This window comes from Streptomyces sp. NPDC001903, assembly GCF_042891345.1.
Taxonomy (GTDB): Bacteria; Actinomycetota; Actinomycetes; order Streptomycetales; family Streptomycetaceae; genus Streptomyces.
Genome location: NZ_JBIASZ010000009.1, coordinates 195,319 through 220,631, shown reverse-complemented (window position 1 = coordinate 220,631; position 25,313 = coordinate 195,319). Strand labels below are relative to the sequence as shown.

At 73.9% G+C, this 25,313-nt stretch carries 21 protein-coding genes and 1 riboswitch; of the genes, 12 read left to right on the top strand and 9 right to left on the bottom strand.

Going from position 1 to position 25,313, the window contains the following annotated elements:
• Entirely contained in the window at nt 1–897 is an 897-nt protein-coding gene (locus ACFYZS_RS21730) for a geranyl diphosphate 2-C-methyltransferase (protein ID WP_389014909.1), read from the top strand.
• 33 nt (nt 898–930) lie between these two features.
• Here the strand turns inward: ACFYZS_RS21730 and ACFYZS_RS21725 are convergent, their stop codons facing one another.
• Complete coding sequence (locus ACFYZS_RS21725) at nt 931–1,146, bottom strand: hypothetical protein (RefSeq protein ID WP_389014907.1); 216 nt, start codon at nt 1,144–1,146, stop codon at nt 931–933.
• A gap of 222 nt (nt 1,147–1,368) precedes the next feature.
• On the opposite strand from ACFYZS_RS21725, the gene ACFYZS_RS21720 reads away from it, so the two are divergent.
• Both ACFYZS_RS21720 and ACFYZS_RS21715 read left to right on the top strand, forming a co-directional pair.
• Nucleotides 1,369–2,157 carry a peptidoglycan recognition family protein gene (locus tag ACFYZS_RS21720; protein WP_389014904.1) on the top strand — a complete coding sequence of 263 codons (789 nt, stop codon included), beginning with the start codon at nt 1,369–1,371 and terminating at the stop codon, nt 2,155–2,157.
• 354 nt (nt 2,158–2,511) lie between these two features.
• Nucleotides 2,512–2,670, top strand: a complete 159-nt coding sequence (locus ACFYZS_RS21715; RefSeq protein ID WP_389014902.1) for a hypothetical protein — start codon at nt 2,512–2,514, stop codon at nt 2,668–2,670.
• A 16-nt stretch (nt 2,671–2,686) separates the two neighbouring features.
• Here ACFYZS_RS21715 and ACFYZS_RS21710 read toward each other — a convergent pair whose 3' ends face one another.
• From ACFYZS_RS21710 to ACFYZS_RS21680, 7 genes are all read right to left on the bottom strand, one after another.
• Entirely contained in the window at nt 2,687–3,496 is an 810-nt protein-coding gene (locus tag ACFYZS_RS21710; RefSeq protein ID WP_389014899.1) for a class I SAM-dependent methyltransferase, read from the bottom strand.
• Nucleotides 3,497–3,554: 58 nt separating this feature from the next.
• Nucleotides 3,555–4,607 (bottom strand): carbohydrate kinase, encoded by a 1,053-nt coding sequence (locus ACFYZS_RS21705; protein ID WP_389014896.1) that lies wholly within the window; start codon nt 4,605–4,607, stop codon nt 3,555–3,557.
• Complete coding sequence (locus ACFYZS_RS21700) at nt 4,604–5,593, bottom strand: zinc-dependent alcohol dehydrogenase family protein (protein WP_389014893.1); 990 nt, start codon at nt 5,591–5,593, stop codon at nt 4,604–4,606. The genes ACFYZS_RS21705 and ACFYZS_RS21700 overlap by 4 nt, the downstream gene beginning before the upstream one ends.
• On the bottom strand, nt 5,590–6,414 hold the full coding sequence (locus tag ACFYZS_RS21695; RefSeq protein WP_389015180.1) for a carbohydrate ABC transporter permease: 825 nt from the start codon (nt 6,412–6,414) through the stop codon (nt 5,590–5,592). The genes ACFYZS_RS21700 and ACFYZS_RS21695 overlap by 4 nt, the downstream gene beginning before the upstream one ends.
• Nucleotides 6,414–7,385, bottom strand: coding sequence for a carbohydrate ABC transporter permease (locus tag ACFYZS_RS21690; protein ID WP_389014891.1), 972 nt, complete (start codon nt 7,383–7,385; stop codon nt 6,414–6,416). The genes ACFYZS_RS21695 and ACFYZS_RS21690 overlap by 1 nt, the downstream gene beginning before the upstream one ends.
• Nucleotides 7,386–7,406: 21 nt before the next feature.
• Nucleotides 7,407–8,774: an ABC transporter substrate-binding protein gene (locus tag ACFYZS_RS21685; protein ID WP_389014888.1), complete on the bottom strand. Its 1,368-nt coding sequence runs from the start codon at nt 8,772–8,774 to the stop codon at nt 7,407–7,409.
• Nucleotides 8,775–8,874: 100 nt separating this feature from the next.
• Nucleotides 8,875–9,633: a DeoR/GlpR family DNA-binding transcription regulator gene (locus tag ACFYZS_RS21680; RefSeq protein WP_389014885.1), complete on the bottom strand. Its 759-nt coding sequence runs from the start codon at nt 9,631–9,633 to the stop codon at nt 8,875–8,877.
• Between the two features lie 505 nt (nt 9,634–10,138).
• Here ACFYZS_RS21680 and ACFYZS_RS21675 point away from each other — a divergent pair.
• The 9 genes from ACFYZS_RS21675 to ACFYZS_RS21635 all read left to right on the top strand — a co-directional run bounded on the left by ACFYZS_RS21675 (nt 10,139) and on the right by ACFYZS_RS21635 (nt 20,364).
• Nucleotides 10,139–10,699 (top strand): sigma-70 family RNA polymerase sigma factor, encoded by a 561-nt coding sequence (locus tag ACFYZS_RS21675; protein WP_389014883.1) that lies wholly within the window; start codon nt 10,139–10,141, stop codon nt 10,697–10,699.
• Between the two features lie 124 nt (nt 10,700–10,823).
• On the top strand, nt 10,824–13,382 hold the full coding sequence (locus tag ACFYZS_RS21670; RefSeq protein ID WP_389014880.1) for an MDR family MFS transporter: 2,559 nt from the start codon (nt 10,824–10,826) through the stop codon (nt 13,380–13,382).
• A 107-nt stretch (nt 13,383–13,489) separates the two neighbouring features.
• A riboswitch (cobalamin riboswitch) is annotated at nt 13,490–13,622 on the top strand.
• 337 nt (nt 13,623–13,959) lie between these two features.
• Nucleotides 13,960–15,459 (top strand): CoA-acylating methylmalonate-semialdehyde dehydrogenase, encoded by a 1,500-nt coding sequence (locus ACFYZS_RS21665; protein ID WP_389014878.1) that lies wholly within the window; start codon nt 13,960–13,962, stop codon nt 15,457–15,459.
• A 35-nt stretch (nt 15,460–15,494) separates the two neighbouring features.
• A complete protein-coding gene (locus tag ACFYZS_RS21660; protein ID WP_389015177.1) occupies nt 15,495–16,613 on the top strand; it encodes an acyl-CoA dehydrogenase family protein in 1,119 nt (372 codons plus the stop codon).
• Nucleotides 16,613–17,698 carry an enoyl-CoA hydratase/isomerase family protein gene (locus tag ACFYZS_RS21655; protein ID WP_389014875.1) on the top strand — a complete coding sequence of 362 codons (1,086 nt, stop codon included), beginning with the start codon at nt 16,613–16,615 and terminating at the stop codon, nt 17,696–17,698. The genes ACFYZS_RS21660 and ACFYZS_RS21655 overlap by 1 nt, the downstream gene beginning before the upstream one ends.
• Nucleotides 17,695–18,600 carry a 3-hydroxyisobutyrate dehydrogenase gene (gene mmsB / locus ACFYZS_RS21650; RefSeq protein ID WP_389014872.1) on the top strand — a complete coding sequence of 302 codons (906 nt, stop codon included), beginning with the start codon at nt 17,695–17,697 and terminating at the stop codon, nt 18,598–18,600. Before ACFYZS_RS21655 ends, mmsB begins: the two co-directional genes overlap by 4 nt.
• Nucleotides 18,597–19,406 carry an enoyl-CoA hydratase gene (locus tag ACFYZS_RS21645; RefSeq protein ID WP_389014870.1) on the top strand — a complete coding sequence of 270 codons (810 nt, stop codon included), beginning with the start codon at nt 18,597–18,599 and terminating at the stop codon, nt 19,404–19,406. The genes mmsB and ACFYZS_RS21645 overlap by 4 nt, the downstream gene beginning before the upstream one ends.
• A gap of 111 nt (nt 19,407–19,517) precedes the next feature.
• Nucleotides 19,518–20,201 carry a DUF6338 family protein gene (locus tag ACFYZS_RS21640; protein ID WP_389014867.1) on the top strand — a complete coding sequence of 228 codons (684 nt, stop codon included), beginning with the start codon at nt 19,518–19,520 and terminating at the stop codon, nt 20,199–20,201.
• Nucleotides 20,185–20,364, top strand: a complete 180-nt coding sequence (locus tag ACFYZS_RS21635) for a hypothetical protein (RefSeq protein WP_389014864.1) — start codon at nt 20,185–20,187, stop codon at nt 20,362–20,364. Before ACFYZS_RS21640 ends, ACFYZS_RS21635 begins: the two co-directional genes overlap by 17 nt.
• Nucleotides 20,365–20,417: 53 nt before the next feature.
• Here ACFYZS_RS21635 and ACFYZS_RS21630 read toward each other — a convergent pair whose 3' ends face one another.
• Nucleotides 20,418–25,310 (bottom strand): CHAT domain-containing protein, encoded by a 4,893-nt coding sequence (locus ACFYZS_RS21630; protein WP_389014861.1) that lies wholly within the window; start codon nt 25,308–25,310, stop codon nt 20,418–20,420.
• Between the last annotated feature and the right edge of the window lie 3 nt (nt 25,311–25,313).

The window sequence follows — 25,313 nt, the reverse complement described above, 5'->3', positions numbered from 1 at the left end:
GTGACCAACACCGATCTCACCGTTGCCCCCGCCGCCGCTTCGACGACCAAGGCGTTCATCCCGGCCCCGGCCACGCCCTACCAGGGCGACATCGCCCGCTACTGGGACCACGAGGCCCGGCCGGTGAACCTCCGCCTCGGCGACGTGGACGGCCTGTACCACCACCACTACGGCATCGGTGACGTCGACCACGCCGCCCTCGGGAACACCGATGACAGCGCTTACGAGAAGAAGCTGATCGCCGAGCTCCACCGGCTGGAGTCGGCGCAGGCCGACGTCCTCCTGGACCACCTGGGCGCCATCGGGCACGGCGACACGCTCGTGGACGCCGGCTGCGGCCGCGGCGGCTCCTCCGTCATGGCCCACCAGCGGTTCGGATGCAAGGTCGAGGGCGTCACCCTGTCGGCCAAGCAGGCCGAGTTCGCGAACCAGCGCGCCCGCGAACTCGGCATCGAGGACTCGGTCCGCGCACGCGTCTGCAACATGCTCGACATGCCGTTCGAGACGGGGCAGGCCGCGGGCTCGTGGAACAACGAGTCGAGCATGTACGTCGACCTGCACGACCTGTTCGCCGAGCACGCCCGCGTACTGGCCGTCGGCGGCCGGTACGTGACCATCACCGGCTGCTGGAACCCGCGTTACGGCCAGCCCTCGAAGTGGGTCTCCCAGATCAACGCGCACTTCGAATGCAACATCCACTCCCGCCGGGAGTACATGCGGGCCATGGCCGACAACCGCCTCGTACCGCAGGCCGTCATCGACCTGACCCCCGCGACCCTGCCGTACTGGGAGCTGCGGGCCACCTCCTCCCTCGTCACCGGCATCGAGGAGGCGTTCATCAACTCGTACAAGGACGGCTCGTTCCAGTACGTGCTGATCGCGGCCGACCGCGTCTGAGCGGGTGGCGGGGCCCGCGGACCGCGGGCCCGGCTACTCGGAACGGCGCTCCATCACCCGCCGCGCCGCCTCGCTCTCGGCGGCCGGGGGCGACAGCTCGTCCAGGGTGTCGATGTCGGTGTCCCGCTCCAGCTCCTCCTCCCAGGCCGCGGCGAGCCGCTCCTGCTCGTCGCGCGGCAGGCCTCCGACGGTCTCGCGGTGTGCCGGGTCGAGGGCGGTCAGAAAGCGGTCGACGGCGTCGAAGGACATCCCGTACTCCTAGGGCGGCTGACTGGCTGGGCGGGAGGCGTGTTCCCGGCCCAGGATGTGAGAGACGGCCCGGCCGGGGCGCGGGACGCGGCCCGGGCCGCACCCGGATGGCGGCCCCCGCTCACCCCGTGGCGCCGCCGGGAAGCCGATCACCGGTGTGTCATCCGTGCTCCGGCGGACGCGGCCCCTTCAATGGGCAGCATCCGACCGGAAGGGCACGGTATGACCTCCCCCGCGCAGCACACCCGCCGAGCGGTCGTCACGGGCGCGTTCGCCCTGGCCGCCGGCTCCGCGCTCTCCCTCCTCCCGGCGGGCCGGGCGCACGCCGCGGCCGCCGCCGCGGCCGGACCGGAGATCGTGAGCTGCGCGGGCTGGGGGGCGCGGGCCGCGTCCGAGGCCGTGGTGGTCCTCGCCAACCGCCCGGAGCGGATCATCGTCCACCACACGGCGACGCTCAACGTGACCGACTACTCGCAGCAGCGCGCGTACGCCCTGGCCCGGGCCATCCAGACGTACCACATGGACGCCCAGGGCTGGATCGACACCGGTCAGCACTTCACGGTCAGCCGCGGGGCGTTCGTGATGGAAGGCCGCCACAACAGCCTCGCGGAACTGCGCACCGGCAAGCGCCAGGTGCGCGCGGCGCACTGCGTCGGGCAGAACACGGTCTCGATCGGCATCGAGAACGAGGGCACGTACATGACGGAGGAGCCCCCGGCGGCGCAGTTCGCGAAGCTGGCGGACCTGTGCGCGTACATCTGCGACCAGTACGGCCTGCCCGCCTCCGAGATCTACGGCCACCGGGACTTCAACTCCACCTCCTGCCCCGGCGACCGCCTCTACGCCCTGCTCCCGACCCTGCGCAAGCAGGTGGCCACCCGGCTGGGCACCGGCCTGACGGAGCCCGCGTCCGACCCGTTCCAGGACCTGATCGACGAGGCAGCCGCCCACGCCCTGTCCCCCTACCCGGAGTACGTCCCCGAGGGGCTGCTGCGCCGGCAGCTGCGCTGAAGGCTCCGCTCCCGGCCGGTTCGGCATCGAGCGCGCCCCCGTACACCACCCGACCCCCGGGCACTGACTGCACGTCGCCAGGGAGTCCGGTTGGGCCGGGGGCTTCGCGCTGCCCGGGGCGGGTCCGTCCGCCGGTCCGCAGCGCGCCGGCATCCGGCACGAGCCGGTTCCCCCAGGCGGGTTGAAGGATCTGCCGGGGCGGGTACGTGACGAGGTATTCGACATCTGTGCCCGAGCACCTCCCGTACTGAACCGGTTGCCCGCCTCCACGCGTATTTTCATGTCGAGAGGCGGGGCCGGGACCGGACTTCGGACGGCCCGGACAGCGCACCCATCCGGACAGGAGTGAGCCCCATGTCCATTCTCGCCACGATCCTCGTCGTCGCAGGCCTCTGGTGCGCCGTCTCGATCGCCCTGGCCTCCTGCTTCAGCGCCTACCGCATCTGGTGCCGCAGCAACAGGCGGCGCCGGGGCGCACCCGGCCGGCTCGGCGCGCAGACCGGGCGTTCCTGACCGGCTCGCCACCGCGTCAGGCGGCCGGGGGGCGCCGGCCCCAGGCGGTGATCATCCCGGGTGAGAGCGCGGCGCAGTCCGGCGAGCCGAGGTACCGGACCGCCTCCTCGACCGTCGCGTCGTCCACCAGCCCGGTGGCCACGATCGACTCCCGGGCCCGGTCCCAAGTCCCCACCCAGAAGCGGCTGATGGGGCTGCCCGGGATCAGGGGAGGCACCCGTATCTCGGCGGCGACCGACACGAGCCCCGCGTCCCGCAGGTGCTGCGGGTACTGCGGGACCCACGACACGTCGGTGCCGATGCTTTCCCGCAGCCCCTGCCACATGGCCTGCATGACCCGCGTGTACGGGCTCGGCGGCGCGGTACGGCTGGTCAGGTCGATGGCGTCGCTGAGCACCAGCACCCCGCCCTCGGCCAGCAGGCCGGCGAGCCGGGCGATCACGCGCCGCCACGAAGGCAGGTGCATCAGCACGAACCGGGCGTGGACGAGCTGGAACCGGCCCCCGGGGTCGAAATCGGGCGCGCCGACGTCCGCCTCCAGGAGATCGAGCCCCGGCAGCGGACGGGCGGCGAGGAAGCGGACGTCGCGGTCGACCGCGACCACGCCGGCCACCCCCGCCTCCTCGATCAGCCGCCGTGCGACGGTCCCGGTCCCGGCCCCCACGTCCAGGCAGTTCCATCCCGGCCCGGCGCCCAGGGCCCGCAGCCGGTCCATGGTCATGTCGTCGTACGCGAGCGCCCCGAGGTCGATGCGGTCGTCCTCGCCGGCCTGCTCGGGCCGGAACACCGCCTCGCCGTAGCGTCCGCGCTCGGCACTTGTGCCCATGCGTCCCATTGTCTCCGAGCCGCCCCGGACCCGCCCGGCGTGCAGCGGGCCGGTGCGGCTACCTTCCGGCAGCCCAGCGGGCGAGCTCGGTGCGCGTCGGCGGGTCGGCGCCCTCCCGGGTGCAGGTCAGGGCAGCCGCACGGGCGGCCAGCGAGAGCGCCGAGGCCACGCGGCGGTCCAGGCGGGCAGAGGCCGTGACGCCGCGCAGCGCCGTACGGGCGCGGGCGGCGTCCGGTCCTGCGGCCGGTCCTGCGTCCGGTCCTGCGGCCGGGCCGGCGCCGGCCAGCAGTCCGGTCCGGAGCAGCCCGCTGAGCAGGCCCGACATGAAGGCGTCACCCGCGCCCACGGTGTCGGCGACCTCGACGGGAGTCGCCGGCACATCGCACTGGCCGCCCGGCCAGAAGACCCGCGCACCCGCGCCGCCCATGGTCACGACGACGAGCGCCGGACCGCTCCCGTCCGCCCAGCGCCGGGCCGCCTCGTCGGGGGACCGCCCGGGGTAGAGCCAGTCGAGGTCCTCCCCGCTGGCCTTCACCACGTCGCTCAGCGCGACGAACCGCTCGGCGCGCGGCCGCTCCCGGTCGGCCGTCGCGAGCAGCGCGGGCCGGACGTTCGGGTCGTACGAGACCGTGGCCCCGGCCCGGGCGGCCTCGACGGCGGCGAACACCCGCTCCGCGCCCGGGGCGAGGGCCGTCGCGATCGACCCGGTGTGGAGATGGGACGGCGGCGGCCCGCCGAGTGCGGCGGGCGGCAGGTCCCAGGTGATGTCGAAGGAGTAGTGCGCGGTGCCCGCCGCGTCCAGCCGGGCGGTGGCCGTCGAGGTCGCCCCGCCGGTGAACGAGCCCGGGGTCAGCCGCACCCCGCTGCCCCGCAGGTGGGCGTGGAGGTCGCGGCCCGGACCGTCGCGGCCGATCCGGGTGGCGAGCCGCACCGGGTGGCCCAGCCTGGCCAGGCCGAGGGCCACGTTGGCCGGGCTCCCGCCCGGGCGGGAGCGCCGGAGCCCGTCCTCGCCGGTCAGGACGTCGGTGATCGCCTCGCCGATCACGAGGGTCGGGGCGGCAGGGGTGGCGGGGGCGGCAGGAGCGGCTCCCGGCGGCGGGCCCGCCGTCACGGGGTGACCAGGATCTTGCGGCCCTGCCCGGCGCGGAACCGTCCGAGCGCGGCCGCGTAGTCGGTGAGCGGCGCCCGGTCGCTGATGAACACCTCCGGGTCCAGGACGCCGGCGGCGAAGAGCTCGGCGGCCCGCTCGTAGCTGTGCAGGACCGCCATCGACCCGGTGATGGTGATCTCCCGGTTGTATATGCGGTACGGCTCGATCGTGGCCCGGGCCGCGTAGTCGGCCACCCCGAACTGGAGGTACGTACCGCCCTTGGCCACCCGGCCGATGGCGTCCTGGATGGCCTGTTCGCTCCCGGTGGCGTCGATGACGAGGTCCCAGCCGCGCGGCCGGTCGATCTCGTCCGGGGAGCCGACCGCGTGGGAGCAGCCGAGGGCGCGGGCGGTCGCCAGCCGCTCGGGGTTGATGTCGACCACGTCGACCGCGACGGCGCCGGTGCGTTTGGCGAGCTCCATCATCATCAGGCCCATCGTGCCGGAGCCGTAGATCAGTACGCTGCTGGCGAGTTGGGCGCGCAGGACGTCGTACCCCCGCACCGCGCAGGAGAGCGGCTCGATCAGGGCGGCGTCCTCGACGCGGACGTGGTCGGGGAGCCGGACGCAGTTCGCGGCGGGCGCGACGGCGAACTCGGCCGCAGCTCCCGGGACGGTGACGCCGATGGCCGCATAGCGCTCGCAGAGGTTGTTGCGGCCGATCCGGCAGTAGTGGCAGGCGTTGCAGTACAGCGACGGGTCGACCGCCACCCGGTCGCCGATGGCCGTCCCGGTCACCCCGGGGCCGTACGCGACCACGGTGCCGGCGAACTCGTGGCCCGGCACGATGGGCAGGCGGGGCGCGAACTCGCCCTGGAGGATGTGCAGATCGGTTCCGCACAGGCCGCACGCGGCGACCTGGACCACCACCTCCCCGGGGCCGGGCTTCGGGTCGTCGACGGTCTCGATCGTCACGACGCCGGGAGCGCTGATGACGGCTGCTTTCACTTGACTGCTCCAAGGGAGAGGCCCTGGACGAGCTTGTCCTGGGCGGCGAACCCGGCGACGAGCACCGGCAGCGAGACGCACACGGCGGCGGCGCACACCTTCGCCAGGAAGAGTCCCTGGCTGGTGACGAACCCGGTGAGGAAGACGGGCGCCGTGCCGGCCACCACCCCGGTCAGGACGCGGGCGAAGAGGAGCTCGTTCCAGCTGAAGATGAACGAGATGAGCGCGGTGGCGGCGATGCCCGGCGCGGCGACGGGCGCCACGATCCGCACCAGGGTGGTCGGCAGTCCGGCCCCGTCGATCGAGGCCGCCTCCAGGATCTCCACCGGGACCTCCGCGAGGAAGGAGCGCATCATCCACACCGCGATCGGCAGGTTCATCGAGGTGTAGAGGATGACCAGCAGCCAGATGTTGTCGAGCATCCCGGTGTTCCGGGCGATCAGGTACAGCGGCAGCAGCCCGGCCACGGCGGGGAGCATCTTGGTCGACAGGAAGAAGAACAGCACGTCCGTCCACTTCCGCACCGGCTTGATGGACAGGGCGTACGCGGCGGGCAGAGCCAGCGCCAGGACCAGCAGGGTCGACACGACGCTCGCCGTGGCGGAGTTGATCAGCGGCGGCCACGGGCTCGTCCCCGTGCTCGCCCCGAAGAACTCCCGGTAGCCGTCCAGGGTGAGCCCGGCGCCCACGCCGGGCGGGTTCGTCGCCGCGTCCTGCTCGCTGTGCAGCGAGGTGAGGACCATCCATGCGAACGGGAGGAAGAACAGCAGGCCGCAGAGCCAGGCCGGCAGCCCCGGGGAACTGCGGCGGACGAGGGCGATCACGAAGCCTCCTCGCGGAACAGGGACGAGACCGTACGCAGGGCGAACGTGGCGATGAGCAGCGAGCAGACGACGACGAGCACGCCCTCGGCGGAGGCCTGGCCGTAGTCGTGGGCCTGGTAGAAGGTCGCGTACACGGTGTAGGGCAGGTTGGCGGTGCCCAGGCCGCCGGAGGTGAGGGTGAAGACGGCGTCGAAGTTCTGGACGACGTGGATGCTGCCGAGGAGGGCGGCCAGCTCCAGGTAGCGGCGCAGGTGCGGGAAGGTGAGGTGGCGGAAGACCTGCCAGGCCCCGGCCCCGTCCACGTGCGCCGCCTCGACGATGTCGGGCGGCCGGCTCTGCAGCCCGGCGAGCAGGATCAGCATCATGAACGGCGTCCACTGCCAGATCAGCGACACCTCCACGGCGGCCAGCGGAAGGCTCGACATCCAGTCGGGCTGCGGGGCGCCATCGCTGCCGAACAGGCTCCAGACCCAGGTGAGCGAGCCGTTGATCAGCCCGTACGAGGCGTTGTACAGGGCGTGCTTCCACAGCAGGGCGGAGGCGGCCGGGACGACGAGGAACGGCGCGATGAGCAGGGTGCGGACGATGCCGCGGCCGCGGAAGCTCCGGTCGAGCAGCAGGGCCAGCCCGAGGCCGAGCAGGAGGCTGGTCAGCACCACCGCCGAGGTGAGCACGACCGTGGTGAGCAGCGAGGACCTCAGAGCGGGATCGGTCAGGGCGTTGCGGTAGTTGGCGAGGCCGCCGAACCCGCGGTCGTCGGGCGCCAGGGCGTTCCAGCGCATGAACGAGATGGCGAGGGTCGCGACGAACGGCAGCTGCGTCACCACGATCAGGAAGACCAGGGCCGGGAGGAGGGGCGCGCGCCGGGCCCAGGCGCCGCGGGGCCGTGATCCGGTGGGTCGGGCGGCCCGTTGCGGGCCGCCGTGCAGGCCGGCGCGAGGGGGGCCGGCCGTCAGAGGGGCGGTCATGGGGAGACTCCGTCCTGCCGCTCAGTTGCCCGCGTACTTCTTGGCGACGGCCTCGGCGCGGGACTGGCCCGCCTTGAGGGCCTCCTCGACGCTGATGCGGCCCGCGATGGCGGAGCTGATCTGCTGGGAGACCACGGTGGCGAGCTCGGTGAACTCGGGGATGCCGACGAACTGGATGCCCGGGGCGGGCCGTGGCCGGACGCCCGGATCGGCGGGGTCGGCCGTGGACAGCGCGGACTTGGTGGCCTCCGCGAAGGAGGACGCGGCGGCCACGTACTGCGGGTTGGCGTACGTGGAGGTGCGCTTGCCGGCCGGGAGGCGGGACCAGCCGAGCTGCTCGCCGACGAGGTTCTCGTACTCCTTGCCCGACGCCCAGGAGACGAACTTCCAGGCGTCGTCCTGGTGCTTGCCGGCCTTCTGCAGGCCCCAGGCCCAGGTGTAGAGCCAGCCGGAGCTCTTGGTCTGCTCGACGGGAGCGGGCGCGTAGCCGATCCTGCCGGCCACGGGGGATGCCTTGTCCTCCAGGGGGCCCGCGGCGGAGGTGGCGTCGTACCACATGGCGACCTTGCCCTGTTCCATCTCGCCCAGGCATTCGGTGAAACCGGCCTGGGGGGCGCCGGGTTCGCCGTGCTCGCGGACCAGGTCGACGTAGAACTTCACGGCCTTGGTGAACTCGGGACTGTCGAGGCGCGCCGTCCAGTCCTTCTCGAACCAGGTGCCGCCCATGGTGTTCACGACGGTGGTCAGCGGGGCCATCACCTCGCCCCAGCCCGGCATGCCGCGCAGGCAGATCCCCTTCATGCCGGGCCTGGCCCCGTCGGCCTTCGCCGCGAGATCGGCGACCTGGGCCCACGTGGGGTGGGCGGGCATGGTCAGGTTCTTCTCCGCGAAGACGTCCTTGCGGTACATGAGGAACGAGGACTCGCCGTAGAAGGGCTCCGCGTAGATCTCGCCGGAGGCGGTGAGGGACTCCTGGATCGGGGGCAGGATGTCGCCCTGGTCGAAGGAGGGGTCGGCCGCGGCCCGGGCGGTGAGCGGGGAGAGCCAGCCGTTCCTGGCGTAGATGGGCGTCTCGTAGTTGCTGATGGTGGCGACGTCGTACTGGCCGGCCTGGCTGGCGAAGTCCTGGCTGATCTTGTCCCGTACGTCGTTCTCGGGCAGCGCGGTGAAGTTGACCTTGATGCCGGTGGCCTTGGTGAAGTGGTCGGCCGTCAGCTTCTGGAGGTCCGTCATCTGGGGGTTGTTGACCATCAGTACGTTGATGGAGCGGCCCGCGGAGCCGCCGGCGGCGCCGGCGCCGGAGCACGCGGCGAGTACGGCCATGCCGAGGCCGACAGCCGCCGCACGGCTCGCGCGGGCGGCGGCCGTGCTGGATCCTCTGGTCGTCATGGTGGTCCCCTTCTCGGTCGTGGTTCCGGGCATGCCGAAGACAGGCGCGGCCTGCGGAGTACGTTTTCGCGGGGTGGGGCGGGTCGGTGGACGGGGCGGATCAGACGCGGATGACCTGCGGGCCCAGCAGCGAGTACCGGTGGGCCTCGGCGACGGAGAGGCCGGTGTCGGTGATGATCGTCTCGAAGTCGGACACCTCGGCGAAGCGGCAGAAACTGCTCGCACCGAACTTGCCGTGGTGCCCCATGAAGATCCGTCTGCGGGAGACCTCCAGAGCCTTCGCCTTGACGTCGGCCACGACCGGATCGGGTGTGGTGAGACCGCAGTCCCGGGAGATGCCGTTCGACCCCAGGTAGGCCAGGTCGATGACGAAGCCCGAGAGCATCGCGCAGGTCCAGGAGCCCACGTTGGCCAGCGTCCGGGCGCGAACCCGGCCGCCCAGGAGCAGGACGGTGTGCGGAGAGTCGGCCACCGCCGCGGCCGTCGACAGGGAGGCCGTCACCAGGGTGAGCGGGCGGTCGGTGGGCAGCAGGGTGGCCAGCAGCTGCGGGGTGTACCCCTCGTCGACGAAGACGGTCTCCGCCCCGCCGAGAAGCCGGGCGCCCTGCCCGGCGATCCGGCGCTTGTTCTCCACGTGGAGCGTGACGCGCTGCGCCAGGTTGGTCTCGAAGCCGGCGCTCTCGACGGGGTACGCGCCGCCGTGGGTGCGCCGGACCAGCCCCCGGCGCTCCAGTTCGCTCAGGTCGCGGCGGATCGTCTCCGGCGCCACCCCGAAGTCCGCCGCGACGCCGGCGACCTCCAGTCGCCCCTGCTGCCGGGCCAGGGTGAGCAGCCGCTGGTGGCGTTCCTCTGACCGCATCGGACGTACCTGCCCTTCCCCAGCCCGTTCGGGCACCGGCGGCCCCGAACGGGCCCGCCCAAGATTTATACCGCCGGACGCGAGCCGGGCACCGGCCCGTTCAGGGCAGGAGATGGCCTGGATGCGCCCGTTCCGCAGCCGGGTGAACCGCATGTCGCAGGGGTCCGCTCGGTCATTTCGGGCTCCGGAGATGCCCGTTTGGCACGTTCGGATGCCGGATCCGGTGCGGGCCCCGCCCCGGACGGGGAACTCCCGTACCGTCCGCGGACGCGAAACTCCCCGGGCCGCAATCGGAGCGGCGACAGCCGCCGTTCGGGCACCCGGTACGGGCGCCGGGTCCTGCCCACCCGCTCCGAACTGGGGATTCGCGACCGCCCGGGCGGTCCCACCCGGGCACGATCCGCTCCGTAACGGGCAACGTAAGGACGCCCGTTCGGCACTACAACTGCATCAGGGATCAGATGCGGCAGCCGCCACTGCCCGTGCCGGACCGGAGGGAACCGTCTTGCACGACCCACTGACACAGACCCCGCAGGCACCGCGCAGCCGCCCCGCGGAGCCGGGCGAGGCCTTCCTGAGAGCGCTCTACGAGAAGCACGGACACGAGCTCATGCGCTTCGCGGCCCGACTGCTCGGAGGTGACTGGCACCGGGCCGAGGACGTGTTCCAGGAGGCGGCCATCGGCGCCTGGCAGCACGCCGCGGAGCTCGACCCGAGCGCCGAGGCGCTGCGCCCCTGGTTGATCGCCGTGGTCCGCGACCTGGTGACCGACGGCCACCGGATCCGCCGGACGCGCCCGCCCGAGGCCGACGACGAGAGCCTGCGCCGGCTGCCCGTACCGGACGGGGTCGACCGCGCCCTCACCACCCAGGTCGTCGTCGACGCCATGCGCGACCTCGCGCCCGTCCAGCGGGAGGTGCTGCTGCACATGTACTACATGGGGCGCAGCGTGAGCCAGACCGCGAGAGTGCTGGGCGTGCCGCCGGGCACGGTGAAATCGCGTACGCACTACGCGAGGCGCGCCCTGCGGGAGGGATTGAGCAGCCGGGGCCTGGGCGCGGCCTGAGCCGGCCGCCGCCGAGGAAGGCTGCCGCGGCGGCGGCCGGGAAGGGGTCCGGTCCGCCCGGCGGCCGGAAATCGATGCGCCTGATCTCCCCACCGCTGTTGGACGGTTGGCCTATCCTGCCCCCGTGGACCAGCTGATCGCCGAAGACCCGACCCGCATGGGCCCGTACCGACTCATCGCCCGGCTGGGCGCCGGCGGGATGGGCCTGGTCTACCTGGGGCGTTCCGAGGGCGGCCGTACCGTCGCGGTGAAAGTCGTACAGGCCGAGTACGCGGACCACCCCGAGTTCCGCCGGCGCTTCGCCCGCGAGGTGGCTGCCGCCCGTCGGGTGGGCGGCAGTTGTACGGCGGCCGTGCTCGACGCCGATCCCGAGGCCGCCGTCCCGTGGGTGGCGACCCAGTACATCCCCGGCCCCGACCTGCACGCCGTCGTCGCCAAGCACTTCGGGCCGCTGCCCGAGCACTCGGTCCGCACCCTCGCCAACCGCCTCGCGCTCGCCCTCGAGGCCGTGCACGAGGCGGGCCTGATCCACCGCGACCTCAAGCCGTCCAACGTCCTCGTCACCGTCGACGGCCCCCGCGTCATCGACTTCGGCATCGCCCGGGCGATGGACAGCCTGGCCGAGGAACACAGCCTGCACACCCGCACCGGCATGCTGATCGGTTCCCCCGGCTTCATGTCGCCCGAGCAGGTCCGCGGCCTCGAACTCAGCCCCGCCAGCGACGTCTTCTGCCTGGGCGCCGTCCTCGTCTACGCCGCCACCGGACGCCTCCTGTTCGGCGCCACGGACACCGGCCTGAACGCCCACCTCTTCCGGGTCGCCGAGGAGGAGGCGGACCTGACCGGGGTGCCGGACGCGCTGGTGGACCTCGTACGGGCCTGCCTGCACAAGGACCCGGCCCGGCGGCCGAGCCCCCGCGAGGTGGCCGAGCGCACGACGCCGGACCAGGAGGCGGAGTGGCTGCCGGGCACCGTACTGGCGCAACTGGGACGGCACGCGGCCGAGTTGCTGGACTTCGCCCCGGCCATCCCGGCCCAGCCCCAGGCTCCCGCGCAGCCGCCGGCTCCGCAGGACCGGCACCCGGCCCAGCCGCCGCCCCTCCCGCCCGCCTACGCCCCGACGCCTCCCGCGCCCTTCGATCCCGCGCGGGGATTCGGGCCGCCTCCGGGCGCACCCCCGAGCTCCTGGCCGCTGCCCCCGCCCGCCCCGGCCTCGGCCCCGGACTCCCTCCCCGACCCGGCGCCCGCGCACCCCGGACGCTGGTGGGGCCTCGCGGTGATCGCCCTGGTGCAGCTGATGGTGCTGCTCCAGGCGGCGAACTTCGGATTCGCCCTTCCGGCCGTTCAGGCCGACCTGCGCCTGTCCACCGGCGGCGTGCGCACGATGGGCAACGCCTACGCCATCGCCTTCGGCGCGGTGCTGCTGATCGGCGGCCACATCGCGGACCGCGCGGGACGCAAACGGACACTCGTCGTCGGCCTGCTCGGCTTCGCGGTCGCCTCCGCGCTCGCCGGGGCGGCCGGTGGGTCCGGCACGCTCGTCTGGGCCCGCGTCCTCCAGGGCGTCTTCGGCGCGCTGCTCACACCGGCCGCGCTGTCGCTGGTGGCCACCGGGTTCACCGACCCGAAGGAACGCGGCAGGGCCTTCGGGATCTACGCCGCGATCGCGGCCGGCGCTACGGCGCTCGGTATGGCGGAGGGAGGGTGGCTGCTGAGCGCCCTGAGCTGGCGCGTAGCGCTGTACGCCGGCGTCCCCGTCGCGGTGATCGCCCTGATCGGAACGCTCACCCTGGTGCACGAGCGCCCGGGCGGCGCCGCCGGCCGCTTCGACGTGCCGGGCGCACTGCTCGGATCGGGCGGGGTGGCCGCGCTGATCTACGGGCTCGGCGAGGCCCGGCCGCGCGGCTGGGCCACCCCCCTGGTCCTGATCCTGCTCGTGGGCGGCGCCCTCCTGCTCGCCGGCTTCCTGTGGCGGCAGTTCGCGGCATCGAACCCGCTCCTGCCGGGGTACGTCCTCAAGGACCCCGGCCGCGCGGGCGGCCTCCTGGTCATGCTCCTCGCGGGTGCGGGCATCTTCGCCCTGTACCCGGTCGTGGGCTACTACCTGCAGGTCGTGCTCCGCTACGACCCGGACACGGCCGGACTGGACTTCCTCCCCGTGGCCGTCGCGGCCGTGGTGGGTTCCACCCAGGTCTCCGCCCGGCTGCTGCCCCGCGTCGCGCCCCGCGTCCCGGTCCTGGCGGGTCTGGTGCTCGCGGCCGTCGGGCTGTTGCTGCTGACCGGCCTCGGTTTCGAAAGCCCGTACGCGACCGGGGCGCTGCCGGGCATGCTCCTGATCGGCCTCGGGGCCGGCACGGCCTTCGCGCCGATCTTCGCAACCGCGACCGCCGGGGTCGCCGCGGGGCACGCAGGCGGAGCCGCGGCAGTCGTCTTCACGGCCCAGGCGCTGGGCACGGCGATCGGTGCGGCACTGCTCGACACCGTGCTCTCCGCCCGCGTGGACCGCCTGCGCCACGGGGCGGTGCTGCCCGGCATGATCCAGAAGGAACTGCTGCGCGCCTACACCGTCAACCTCTGGTGGGCGGCGGGCGCGGTACTGCTCGCGGCCCTGGTCGCCGGCGTGACCGTCCGCTCCCGCGCACCCCGGGACAGCGCCCGGCCGGCCCCCGCGGCAGGCGCCTGATCCCCTCCCGCGTTCACCCGGGGCGGTGCGGTGGCCGGACTTCCGGTGGAGGGGGGTGGACTTACTAGGACGTCCAACTATATGTTCGTGAGCGAGCCCGCGGTGCAGGGAAGCCGGTGTGAATCCGGCGCGGTCCCGCCACTGTGACCGGGGAGTGTGCTGTCCAGCAGGTCAGGCCACTGACGGAGCGATCCGTCGGGAAGGCCGGGCGGCGCACGCTGATCCGGGAGTCAGGATACCGGCCGTGGGGTGTTCCGTGTTGTCCACGAGGATGGAGAAGACACGCATGGCACCGGTACGTGACCACGGCCCTGGTGATCCGGCGGATTTCGCGAAGTACGCGGCCGTGACCGCGCGTTCGTAGCTCGTCGAAGGCATCCGCACCCGCGCCTTGCACCCGCTTCCCGCAAGCGCGTCCCCCTCCGCGTCCGCATCCGCGTCGGCACCCTGATCCCGCCGCGCGCCTGCCGCCTTCGCGTCCCGCGGCCTGCCCGACGACGGCGCGCACCACGATCGGTGCCGTCGCGCGGGCCTGCCGCGCCCTCCTCGGATCTCACCTGACGAGAGCAGGCTTCCCATGGTCCGTGAACTCACCCACTTCATCGGCGGAAAGCACACCACCGGAACCTCCGGTCTCCACGCCGACGTGTACGACCCCAATACCGGCGCCGTCCAGGCCAGGGTCCCCCTGGCCGGACGCGCCGACACCGAGGCGGCCATCGCCAACGCCGAGGAGGCGCAGGCGGAATGGGGCCAGTGGAACCCGCAGCGGCGCGCCCGCGTCATGCTGCGCTTCCTCCAGCTCGTCGAAGGCGAACGCGAGGCACTGGCCCGGCTGCTGTCCGCCGAGCACGGCAAGACCGTCGCCGACGCCCACGGCGACCTCCAACGCGGCCTGGAGGTGGTCGAGTTCGCCGCCGGGATCCCGCACCTGCTCAAGGGCGAGTTCACCGACAACGCCGGCACCGGCATCGACGTGCACTCCCTGCGTTCCCCGCTCGGCGTCGTCGCCGGGATCACCCCCTTCAACTTCCCCGCGATGATCCCGCTGTGGAAGGCCGCACCCGCCCTCGCCTGCGGGAACGCCTTCATCCTCAAGCCCTCCGAGCGGGACCCGTCCGTACCGCTGCGCCTCGCCGAGCTGTTCCTGGAAGCCGGCCTGCCGCCGGGCGTGCTCAACGTCGTCAACGGCGGCAAGGAGGCCGTCGACACCCTCCTGGAAGACCCGCGCGTCCAGGCCCTCGGCTTCGTGGGCTCCACCCCGATCGCCGCGCACATCTACGCCGCGGCCGCAGCCCACGGCAAGCGTGCCCAGTGCTTCGGCGGTGCCAAGAACCACATGATCGTGATGCCGGACGCCGACCTCGACCAGGCCGCGGACGCCCTCATCGGTGCCGGCTACGGATCGGCCAGCGAACGCTGCATGGCGATCTCCGTCGCCGTCCCGGTGGGGGAGGAGACGGCGGACGCGCTGGTGGCCAGGCTCAAGGAGCGCATCTCCGCGCTGCGCATCGGAACCTCCGACGACCCGGACGCCGACTTCGGTCCGCTGGTCAGCCGGGACGCCCTCGACCGGGTCGAGCGCTACGTCGGCATCGGCGCCACCGAGGGCGCCGAACTCGTCGTGGACGGGCGCGGGTTCACCCTCCCCGGACACGAGAACGGCTTCTTCGCCGGAGCCTCCCTCTTCGACCGGGTGACCCCGCAGATGCGGATCTACCGCGAGGAGATCTTCGGCCCGGTGCTGTGCGTCGTACGGGCCGCGGACTACGCGGAGGCCCTGCGGCTGCCCAGCGAGCACCCGTACGGCAACGGCGTGGCCATCTTCACCCGGGACGGGGACACCGCCCGCGACTTCACCCGGCGGGTCAACACCGGCATGGTCGGCGTCAACGTCCCCATCCCGGTCCCCGTGGCCTACCACACCTTCGGCGGCTGGAAGAGGTCCGGCTTCGGCGACCTGAACCAGCACGGCCCCGACGCCGTCCGCTTCTACACCCGCACCAAGACCGTCACCTCGCGCTGGCCCTCTGGGGTCAAGGAGGGCGCGAGCTTCACCATCCCGACGATGGGGTGACCGCCGTGACCACGACCCCGCTCAGCAAGGACCAGATGGCCCTGGCCGAGGTCACCCTCGACTTCGCCCAGGAGCAGCTGGCCCCGCACTCCCTCGCCTGGGACCGGGACAAGCACTTCCCCGTCGACGTACTGCGCCGCGCGGCCGGCCTCGGCCTCGCCGGACTCCACGTGCGCGAGGAGTCCGGCGGCTCCGGCCTCAGCCGCACCGACGGAGTGCTCGTCCTGGAGGTGCTGGCCACCGGCTGCCCCTCCATCGCCGGCTACCTCTCCATCCACAACATGGTCGCCTGGATGATCGACCGGTACGGGGACCAGGACCAGCGGGCCCGCTGGCTGCCCGGCCTCTGCGCCGCCGAGACCCTGGGCAGCTACTGCCTGACCGAGCCCGGCGCGGGCTCGGACGCGGCCGCACTGCGCACCCGCGCCGAGCGGGACGGCGACGGCCACTACGTACTGACCGGAGTCAAGCAGTTCATCTCCGGCGCCGGCGCCTCCGACGTGTACCTCGTCATGGCCCGCACCGGCGGCGACGGCCCGGCCGGAATCTCCGCCTTCGTCGTCGAACGCGGCGACCCCGGGCTCTCGTTCGGCCCCGACGAACGCAAGATGGGCTGGAACGCCCAGCCCACGCGACAGGTCGTCCTCGACGCCGTGCGGATCCCCGCCGACCGGCGCCTGGGCGCCGAGGGCGACGGCTTCCGCATCGCGATGAGCGGCCTCAACGGCGGCCGCCTGGGCATCGCGGCCTGCTCCCTCGGCGGCGCGCAGAGCGCCCTCGACCGCAGCCTCACCCACCTCGCCGACCGGGAGGCCTTCGGCGGGCGGCTGCTCGACGCGCAGGCGCTGCAGTTCCGGCTGGCCGACATGGCCACCGAACTCACCGCCGCCCGCGCCCTGGTCCGCACGGCCGCCGGGGCGCTGGACCGCGGCGACCCCCAGGCGCCCCAGCTGTGCGCCATGGCCAAGCGGTTCGCGACCGACACCGGCTTCACCGTCGCCGACCGGGCCCTGCAACTCCACGGCGGATACGGCTATTTGAGCGAGTACGGCATCGAGAAGATCGTCCGCGATCTCCGCGTGCACCAGATCCTGGAAGGAACCAACGAGATCATGCGCGTCATCGTCGCCCGCGGCCTGACGGAGAACCTGTGATGGCGGCCGCGCCGGAAGAGGACCGGCACGTCCTGGTCCGCGTCGAGGGCCACGCCGGCCACCTGACCCTGAACCGGCCGGGAGCCCTCAACGCCCTCAGCCACACCATGGTGCTGCGCATCGAGGAGGCGCTGACAGCCTGGGAGAACGACCCCGCCGTACGGACGGTGGTGATCTCCGGAGCCGGGGAGCGCGGCCTCTGCGCGGGCGGGGACATCCGCTCCATCCACGCGGACGCCCGCGCGGGAGGCACGGCCTCGGCGGACTTCTGGCGCGACGAGTACCGGCTCAACGCCCGGATCGCCCGCTACCCCAAGCCGTACGTCGCCCTCATGGACGGGATCGTGATGGGCGGCGGGGTCGGGATCTCGGCCCACGGCACGGTCCGGATCGTCACCGAGCGCTCCCGGGTCGCCATGCCCGAAACCGGCATCGGCTTCATCCCCGACGTCGGCGGCACCTACCTCCTGGCACTGGCCCCCGGGGAGCTGGGCACCCACCTGGCACTGACGGGCGCACCCGTCGGCGCGGCCGACGCCCTGCTCTGCGGCCTCGCCGACCACTTCGTACCGGCCGACCGGCAGGGCCGGCTGGTGGCGGACCTCGCCCGGGTGCCCGTACACCACGCGCTGGCCCCGCACGTCGCCGAGGCGCCGCCGGGGCGACTGGCGGCCCAGCGCGAGTGGATCGACCACTGCTACGCGGCCGACACCGTGGAGGAGATCCTGTCCCGCCTCCTGGGCGCCGGCGAACCGGCGGCCGAGGAAGCCGCCGCCACCCTGGCCGCCAAGTCCCCGACCGCGCTGAAGGTCACCCTGGCCGCCCTGCGCGCCGCCCGCGGACTCGGGCCGCTGGAAAGGGTGCTGGAGCAGGAGTACCGCGTCTCGTGCGCGGCCCTGCGGTCGGCCGACCTCGTCGAGGGCATCCGCGCCCAGGTCATCGACAAGGACCGCAGTCCGCACTGGTCGCCCGGCACCCTCGCCGAGGTGGCCCAGGAGGACGTGGACCGGTACTTGGCCCCGCTCGACGCGGACCGCGAACTGCGGCTCGCCCCCGCCGACTCCCCTCAGGAGGTGCCCTGGTGACCACCGTCATCGCCTTCATCGGCCTCGGCCGCATGGGCGGCCCGATGGCCGCCAACCTCGCCGCCGCCGGACACCGGGTGATCGGCCACGACCTCGTCCCCGACTCCGTGGCCCGGGCCTCCGCGGCCGGCGTGGAGGCGGCCGAATCCGCCCTCGCGGCCGCCGCCGAGGCGGACGTGGTGATCACCATGCTGCCCGCGGGAGCCCACGTGCTCGGCCTCTACCGGGACGAGGGGCTGCTCGCGGCCGCGAAGCCCGGCACCCTGTTCGTCGACTGCTCCACCATCGACGTGGCCGACGCCCGGGCCGCCCACGAGGCCGCGGCCGGGGCCGGCCACCGGGCCCTGGACGCCCCCGTATCGGGCGGAGTCATGGGCGCCGAGGCCGCCACCCTCACCTTCATGGCCGGCGGGGGCGAGGCGGAGTTCGCCCGGGCCGCGCCGCTGCTGTCCGCGATGGGGAAGAAGACCGTGCACTGCGGAGGCGCGGGCGCCGGGCAGGCCGCGAAGATCTGCAACAACATGATCCTCGGCATCTCCATGATCGCCGTCAGCGAGGCCTTCGTCCTGGGCGAAAGCCTCGGTCTCTCCCACCAGGCGCTCTACGAGGTCGCCTCCACCGCCTCCGGCCAGTGCTGGGCCCTCACCACCAACTGCCCCGTCCCCGGCCCGGTCCCGGCGAGCCCCGCCAACCGCGCGTACCGCCCCGGATTCGCCGCCCCCCTCATGGCCAAGGACCTCGGCCTCGCCGCCAACGCCCTGCGCGCGGGCGGCATCGACGCCGGACTCGGGCTGCGCGCCGCCGAGATGTACGCCGCCTTCGCCGAAGGCGCCGGAGCCGACCAGGACTTCTCCGGCATCGTCAACACGCTGCGCGGCGCCGCCGCGGCACAGAACGGATGAGCACCGTGAACGACACCGGCACCGACACCGACACGCCGTACGAGACGATCCTCGTCGAGCGCAAGGGCCGTACCGCCCTGCTCACCCTCAACCGGCCGAAGGCCCTCAACGCCCTCAACCTCCGGGTCATGAACGAGGTCGTGGCCGCCACCGAGGAGCTGGACAGGGACCCGGAGATCGGCTGCATCGTCCTCACCGGCTCCGCCAAGGCCTTCGCGGCGGGCGCGGACATCAAGGAGATGCAGCCGCAGGGATACATGGACATGTACCTCAGCGACTGGTTCACGGCCTGGGACCGCCTGGGGAACCTGCGCACCCCCACCGTGGCGGCCGTCTCCGGCTACGCCCTCGGCGGCGGCTGCGAGCTGGCCATGCTCTGCGACATCCTGCTCGCCGCCGACACCGCCGTCTTCGGGCAGCCCGAGATCAAGCTGGGGGTCATTCCCGGCATCGGCGGCTCCCAGCGGCTGACCCGGGCCGTCGGCAAGGCCAAGGCGATGGAACTCTGCCTGACCGGCCGGACCATGGACGCCGTCGAGGCCGAACGGGCCGGCCTGGTCTCCCGAATCGTGCCGGCGGACGAGCTGCTCACCGAGGCCCTCACCGTCGCCGAGACGGTGGCCGCCATGTCCGCCCCGGTCGCGATGATGGCCAAGGAGGCCGTGAACCGGGCCTTCGAAACCACCCTCGCCGAGGGCGTCCGATTCGAACGGCGGCTGTTCCACGCCGTGTTCGCCACCGCCGACCAGAAGGAGGGCATGAGCGCCTTCGCGGACAAGCGCGCGGCGGACTTCACCCACCGCTGACCGGAGCGTGATCCGTCCCTCACCCGGCCGGATACCGACCCCTCGCGCGGCACGCCGACGTACGGTGTGATCAAGGAAGTCGGCACGGCCGCACGGCCGGGGGAGGCGGACATGGTTCCGGGGACGCTGCAGCAGCTCACCATCCTGCTGATCCTGGTGCTGCCCGGGGTCTTCTACCAGGCCGTCCGGGAGCACCTGCGCGGCTCCGTCGCGGCCGAGCAGGAACCGCAGAACCGCCTCGTGCGCGCGATCGCGGCCGGTGCGCTGCTCGACACCGTGTACGCGGTCGCCGCCGGGCCGTGGCTCGTGGGCCTGCTCACGGGCGACGGGGCCGGGCCGCTCGCCGGGGTGATGCGCAGGCCCCGGCAGGCGGGGCTCGCCGCACTCCTCCTGGTGGTCCTGGTGCCCTCGGCGATCGCCTGGGCGGAGACGGCCTGGGGCAGGCGACGCCGAAGGGCCCGGTACGAGCCGACCCCGACGGCCTGGGACGCGCTGTTCCGCGACCGCGGGGCGTGCTTCGTCCGGGCCCGGCTCAAGAGCGGTCTGTGGGTGGGAGGCTGGCTGGGACCGCGCTCGGCGGTGTCTGCCTTCCCCCAGCAGGGGGACCTCTACCTGCAGTCCCAGTACCGGATGGCCCCCGACGGCCGGTTCCTCGGGCGCGTGCCCGACACCGGCGGGGTCTACCTCCGGGCCGCCGACATCGACGTACTGGAAGTCCTGCTGCCGCCGGAGCCGCGACAGCCGGACACCACACCCGCAGGGGAAGGGGAGGCCATCCATGGCACCGCATCGTGACGGCGCGTCCGACGAGGAACTGGAAGCGCTCGTGGAGGAGTTCTCGGACCGCCGGGTCTACCGGCCGACCGGCGACGCCGCCGAGCCGGAGGAGCCGCCCCGGGCCGGGTCGGGCACGGCGAAGGCCGACGCGGACCCGGCCGCCGAGCCCTCCTCCGGCTGACGGCCCCGGTCGGAGCCGGGCGAAGGCCCGGTCCGGTCCGGGGCCCGGTCCGGTCAGGGCCCGGCGTGGATGTGGGCGGCCCACAGATGCGGGGCCCGGGCCAGGCGCCCGCGCAGGGCCCGGACCGGCCGGTGCAGGGCCGCCGCCGGGTCGATGGGCCGGCCGTGCGCGATGTCGTCGGCGAGCGCCGTGTAGAACTCCTCCGCCAGCCGGGTCGCCAGCTTGTCGGAGACCGGCCACAGCGTCCCCACCACGTGGGGATATCCGGCCAGTTGGAACGAGGCCGACAGGTGTACCGCCTCGTCCGGCAGCAGGAAGCCGCCCTGGGACGTGGAGCACGCCGAGAGGACGGCGAGCACCGCCCCGCCCGGGTGCTGCGCGGCGACGTCGACCGCCGTGAGCCGCCCGTCGTGGAGGATCAGACCGCTCTCGAAGAGGGACAACGGGTCACTGACGCCGTGACAGCTGAAATGGACCCACGGGTGGTCGGGCAGCGCCCGCCGGACCGCGTCGACGGTCGCGGCCGCGCCGGCGAGTTCGACCCCCTGCGGGAAGAGGTCCCGTAGCAGCCGGGCCTCGCGCGAGGCCCCGGGCAGCGGCGCGGCACCGGGCGTCTCGGCGAGCGCGACCACCAGCGGGGAGGGAGCGGGCTGCGGCCCGGAGGCGGTGGCGGTGGCGGAAGCCTGGCGGGCGCGGACGAGCGCCCGCAGGGTCGGCGTGTAGGAGGAGATGGCCCGGTCCATGACGTTCTCCGCCGAGCGCACCTCCCTGCGCCCCGCGGCGTGCAGCGGCAGGAACGACAGCCAGCCCGTGGGGCACCACCACAGCCGCGTCCAGGGTTCGCCGTCGATCGGGACCGTCCGCAGGCCGAGCCGGTCGAGGACCGGCGCGGCGACGGAGTCCCACAGCCACTCCAGCGTGTCGGAGAGCATCCGCATCGCGTCGACGGCCTCCTCCGCGCCCAGGTCCCCGTACGCCGCGTCGATCCCCGTGGCGAAGGCGGCGGCGTGGGCCAGGACGGTGTCCGGGGTGACGGCCGGGAGCGGGACCACCTCGACGCCCCCTACGGCGGTGACGACGAGGGCGTCGGAGCGGTACTGGCTGACATTGACCACGACCACCGGTCCGGCGGACGCGGCCGCGATCAGGTCGCGGACCCGCGGCGGGCGCAGGAAGTCGTCCAGCCCGGGCACCGCGCGGATCCGCACCAGCAGTTCCTCCCAGTGCCGGGCCAGGGCGTACCGGGACTCGGCCACGAGGCCGGCCTCCTGTCCGGTGGCCGGCGGGGCCGGGGACCCGAGGTCGGTACGGATGACCGCAGGGGGCCCCGGATCGGTGCTCAGCCGGTCCCGGACCCGCTCGAACTCGGCGGCCAGCTCCGGCGACGCGGCGCGCAGCCGCGAAAGGTCGCCGCGCATCTCCAACCCTTGGGCGAGCAGCACGCCCCGCCCCTGCTCGAGGAGGGTGAGGGCCGATTCCGGTTCGCCCGTACGCAGCGCCATGGCGGCCGCGTCGGAGGCGAGGCCCAGGCCGGCGCCGAGCCGGGCGGCCTGATCGGCGCGCCCGAGGGTGCGCGGCGTGAGCCGGGGCAGCAGGGCGACGGCGTACGCGTACCCGTCGCGGGCCTCGGCGTCCCGGCCCGCGGTAGCCGCCGCGTCGCCCCAGGTCCGGGCGGCGAGCATGCGCACGGGAAGCGATGCCGCCTCGTTGCGCGCGGACTGCCGGGCCAGCCGGACCGCCTCGGCCAGATCGACGCTCTCGCCGAGCAGGGCGCGCCGCCACTGGGCGCGGGCCAGGACCCACTGGGTGCGGGCCCGGTCCCGATGGCCCTCGGCCGTGAGGTCGAGGGCCTCGCGCGCGGCGGACACCGCGCGTTCGAGCGCCGCACGGACCGCCGGTCCGGTCTCCTCCTCGGCCAACTCCGCGGTCTCCACGGCGGCGCCGGCCAGATTCGCCAGCGCGAGGGGCCGCAGCGGGTCGCGGTCGCCGAGGCGGGCGACGGCCTCCTCCAGGGCCTGCCACGACGCGGCGACGGCGCCCGGGTCCGCGTCCGGTCCCTGCTCCAGGGCGAGGTCGTGCAGGAGGATGCCGAGGTTGACGCGGGCCATGTCCGGGCCGCGCCGCTCGCCGCGCTCCAGCGTGCCCGCCTCACGCAGCAGCGCCACCGCCTCCTCGGCCGCCGCCCGGTCCTGCGTGACCCCGTACCAGGCGCGCAGCGCCTCGGCCAGGTTGGAGAGCAGCCCGGCGCGCTCGAAGACGTGCGGCGGACTTTCCTCCACCGCGCGCCGCAGTACGGCCACGGCCTCGGCGAGCCAGACGCGGTCGCCGGTGATCCGGGCCCGCTGCGTCAGCGCCGAACCCAGGTTCGTGAGCACCGTGGCGACGTGCGCGTGGCGTACGGGCACGATGGCGGCGGCCTCGCGCAGGGTGGCGATCGCGGTGTCCATGCGGGCCTCGTCGCCGGTGTCGACGGCGGAGCCCCACAGCATGTAGCCGTAGCTGCTGAGCACGGCATGGCGGTCGGCGAAGTCCCGGCGAGCCGCCGCCAGAGCTGCCCGGTAGGACTCCAAGGCCTCCTCGCGGGCCGCTTCGTCCTGTGTGAAGCGGAAGCGCTCGCCGAGGACGTTCGCCAGCCCCAGCAGGGCGCCGGGGAGGCTGAGGGCCTCGTCGCCCCTGCCGTGCCCGCCGCTTCCGCTGCCGTCCGCTCCGGACAGTGCGGCGACGGCTTTGCGGTGCCATGCGACGGCCTCTTCGAGGGGAGCGCCGTCCCCGGTGAAACGGGTGAGCGAGCGCAGCGCGTTGCCCAGCCGGCTGTAGCTCGCCGCACTGCTGGGCACGGTGGGCGCACCGGCCCGGGCCGCCTCGCGCAGCACCTCCACCGCCTCCACGACGAGGGCGGCGTCGGAGCGGAACTGCGCGAGCTGTTGCAGCGCGTCCCCCAGATTGCCGAGCCGGTGCGGCCGGTAGTGGTCCTCCGGTGGGCTCACCGCGACGGCGTCCCGGTGCGCCTGAACCCCCTCGGCCAGCAGCTCCTCGTCGACGGCCAGGGCGGCGAGCCCCACGAGGGCCACGCCGAGGTTGGAGCGGCACACCGCCTCCTGGCGGGCGTCGCCCTCCGGGGCCGAGGCCACCGCCTGGCGCAGGAGGCGTACCGCTTCGGAGTACTCGACCGGATCGTTCTGCGCGCGGGCGCGCTCCAAGTGCACGCCGGCGAAGTCGGACAGGTACTCCGAGCGGCGCGGATCACGGGGGGCGAGCAGATCGACCCCCTGCCGCATGAGGGAGAGGCCCTCGGTCCACTCCCTGCGCCGGGCCACCAGGTCGCCGAGGGCGAACCGCACCTCGGCCTGGTAACCGGTGCTCCCGCCCGGCAGCGTGAGGCACGTGCGGAAGATCCGTACCGCCTCGTCGGTGGCGGCCTCCGCGGCCGCGCCGGTGCCCTGCCCCACGGCCGCGAGGGCCCGGGCCAGCTTGAGCAGCACCTCGGCCCGCTGCCCGGAGTCGGGCGGTGCGGCGGCGGCCAGCGCGCGCAGGATGGCGAGCGGTTCCGCGAGCGCCTCGGGCGCGGCGACGGCGGCCGCGTGCAGACGCAGCAGGTCGGCGAGGTCCACGGCCCGGGTGACATGGAGGCGGTCGTCCGGGGTGGTCGCCTCCAGTGCGCGCCGGGCGCAGTCGATCGCGGACTCCAGGTCCTCGAGGCGGCCCCGCTCGACGTGGCGGGAGCGCAGGACCTGGCTCAGTACGTACTGCGCCTGGGTGTGCGCGGGGTGCCCGGGAGGGGCGGCCGCCACCGCCTCGCGCGCGGCGGTGTACGCGCCGTCCAGGGCGCCGGGGTCGGCCGTGTTCACGTTGCGGCCGTTCAGCATGAGGGCGAGATTGCCGAGGTACACGGCCCGTTCGATGGGGTTGGGGGCCGCGGCGCAAGCCCGGCGGAGGGCGTCGATCCCCTCCTCGAAGAGGGCGGTGCGCTCGGCCGGGTGCGGGGGCCGGTCCGCGCGCTCCGGTGGCGCGAGCGAGAGGGAGACCAGCGCCGTGCCCAGGTCGCAGAGGTGGGCGGCGGCCGGCTGCCCGGAACCGGACGCGGCCGCCACGGCGCGCCGCAGGAGCCCGACGCCCTCGGACAGCAGAGCGGGCTCGACGAGCTGGACCGCCGCCGAGGCGAGCGCGGATCCGAGCGCGGCGAGGTGCGTCACGTAGTGCGGATCCTCCGGTTCGCTCGTACCGGTCGCCAGCCGCAGCTCGGCCAGGCTCTCCCGCGAGGCCGCCGGGTCGCTCGTCGCGTCCGCCCAGTTCCTCAGGACGAACCCCAGGTTGCCGTGCCGCCGCGCCTGTTCGGCCCGGTCGCCGGGCGCTGCCGCCACGGCGGTGCGGCTGAGCCGCACGGCCTCGGCCAGCAGCGCCCGCCCGCCGCCGGCCCGGAACGCGTGCAGCATCACGAGGCCGGAGTCGGACAGGCAGGTGCCCTGTTCGACGCTGCCCGCAGGGCACCCCTCGACCGCGCGGCGCAGCAAGAGGCCCGCGGCCTGGAGGGAGACGGGGTGGGGCTCCTGCTGGTAGAGGGTGAGCACGGCCACGCCGGCCTGGTACGCGGTCCCCGGGTCGGTGTCCGCTCCCGCCGGCTCGCCCGCGAGGACCGCGAGGATCGGTTCCAGGTCGGGCGGAACGCTGTCGGGGTCGACGCGGCGGACGTCGTGGAAGCAGAGGACGGCGCGGCCGAGAGCGGCCACGTCCTGTTCCTCACCCGCGAGATAGCGGCACCAGCCGAACCATCCGAAGGCGTGGACCGCGAGGAGCGCGACGTTTCCGTCCGGGAGCACTGCGGCCCGGCGCAGCTCCTCGACGGCTTCGGCGGCCTCGTCGGAGAGGAACCAGCGCAGTCCCTCCGGCCCGGGGTACTCCTGTGGGACGTGCGACAGGATCCTGTGCGCCAAGTCCTCCAGCGTCATGCG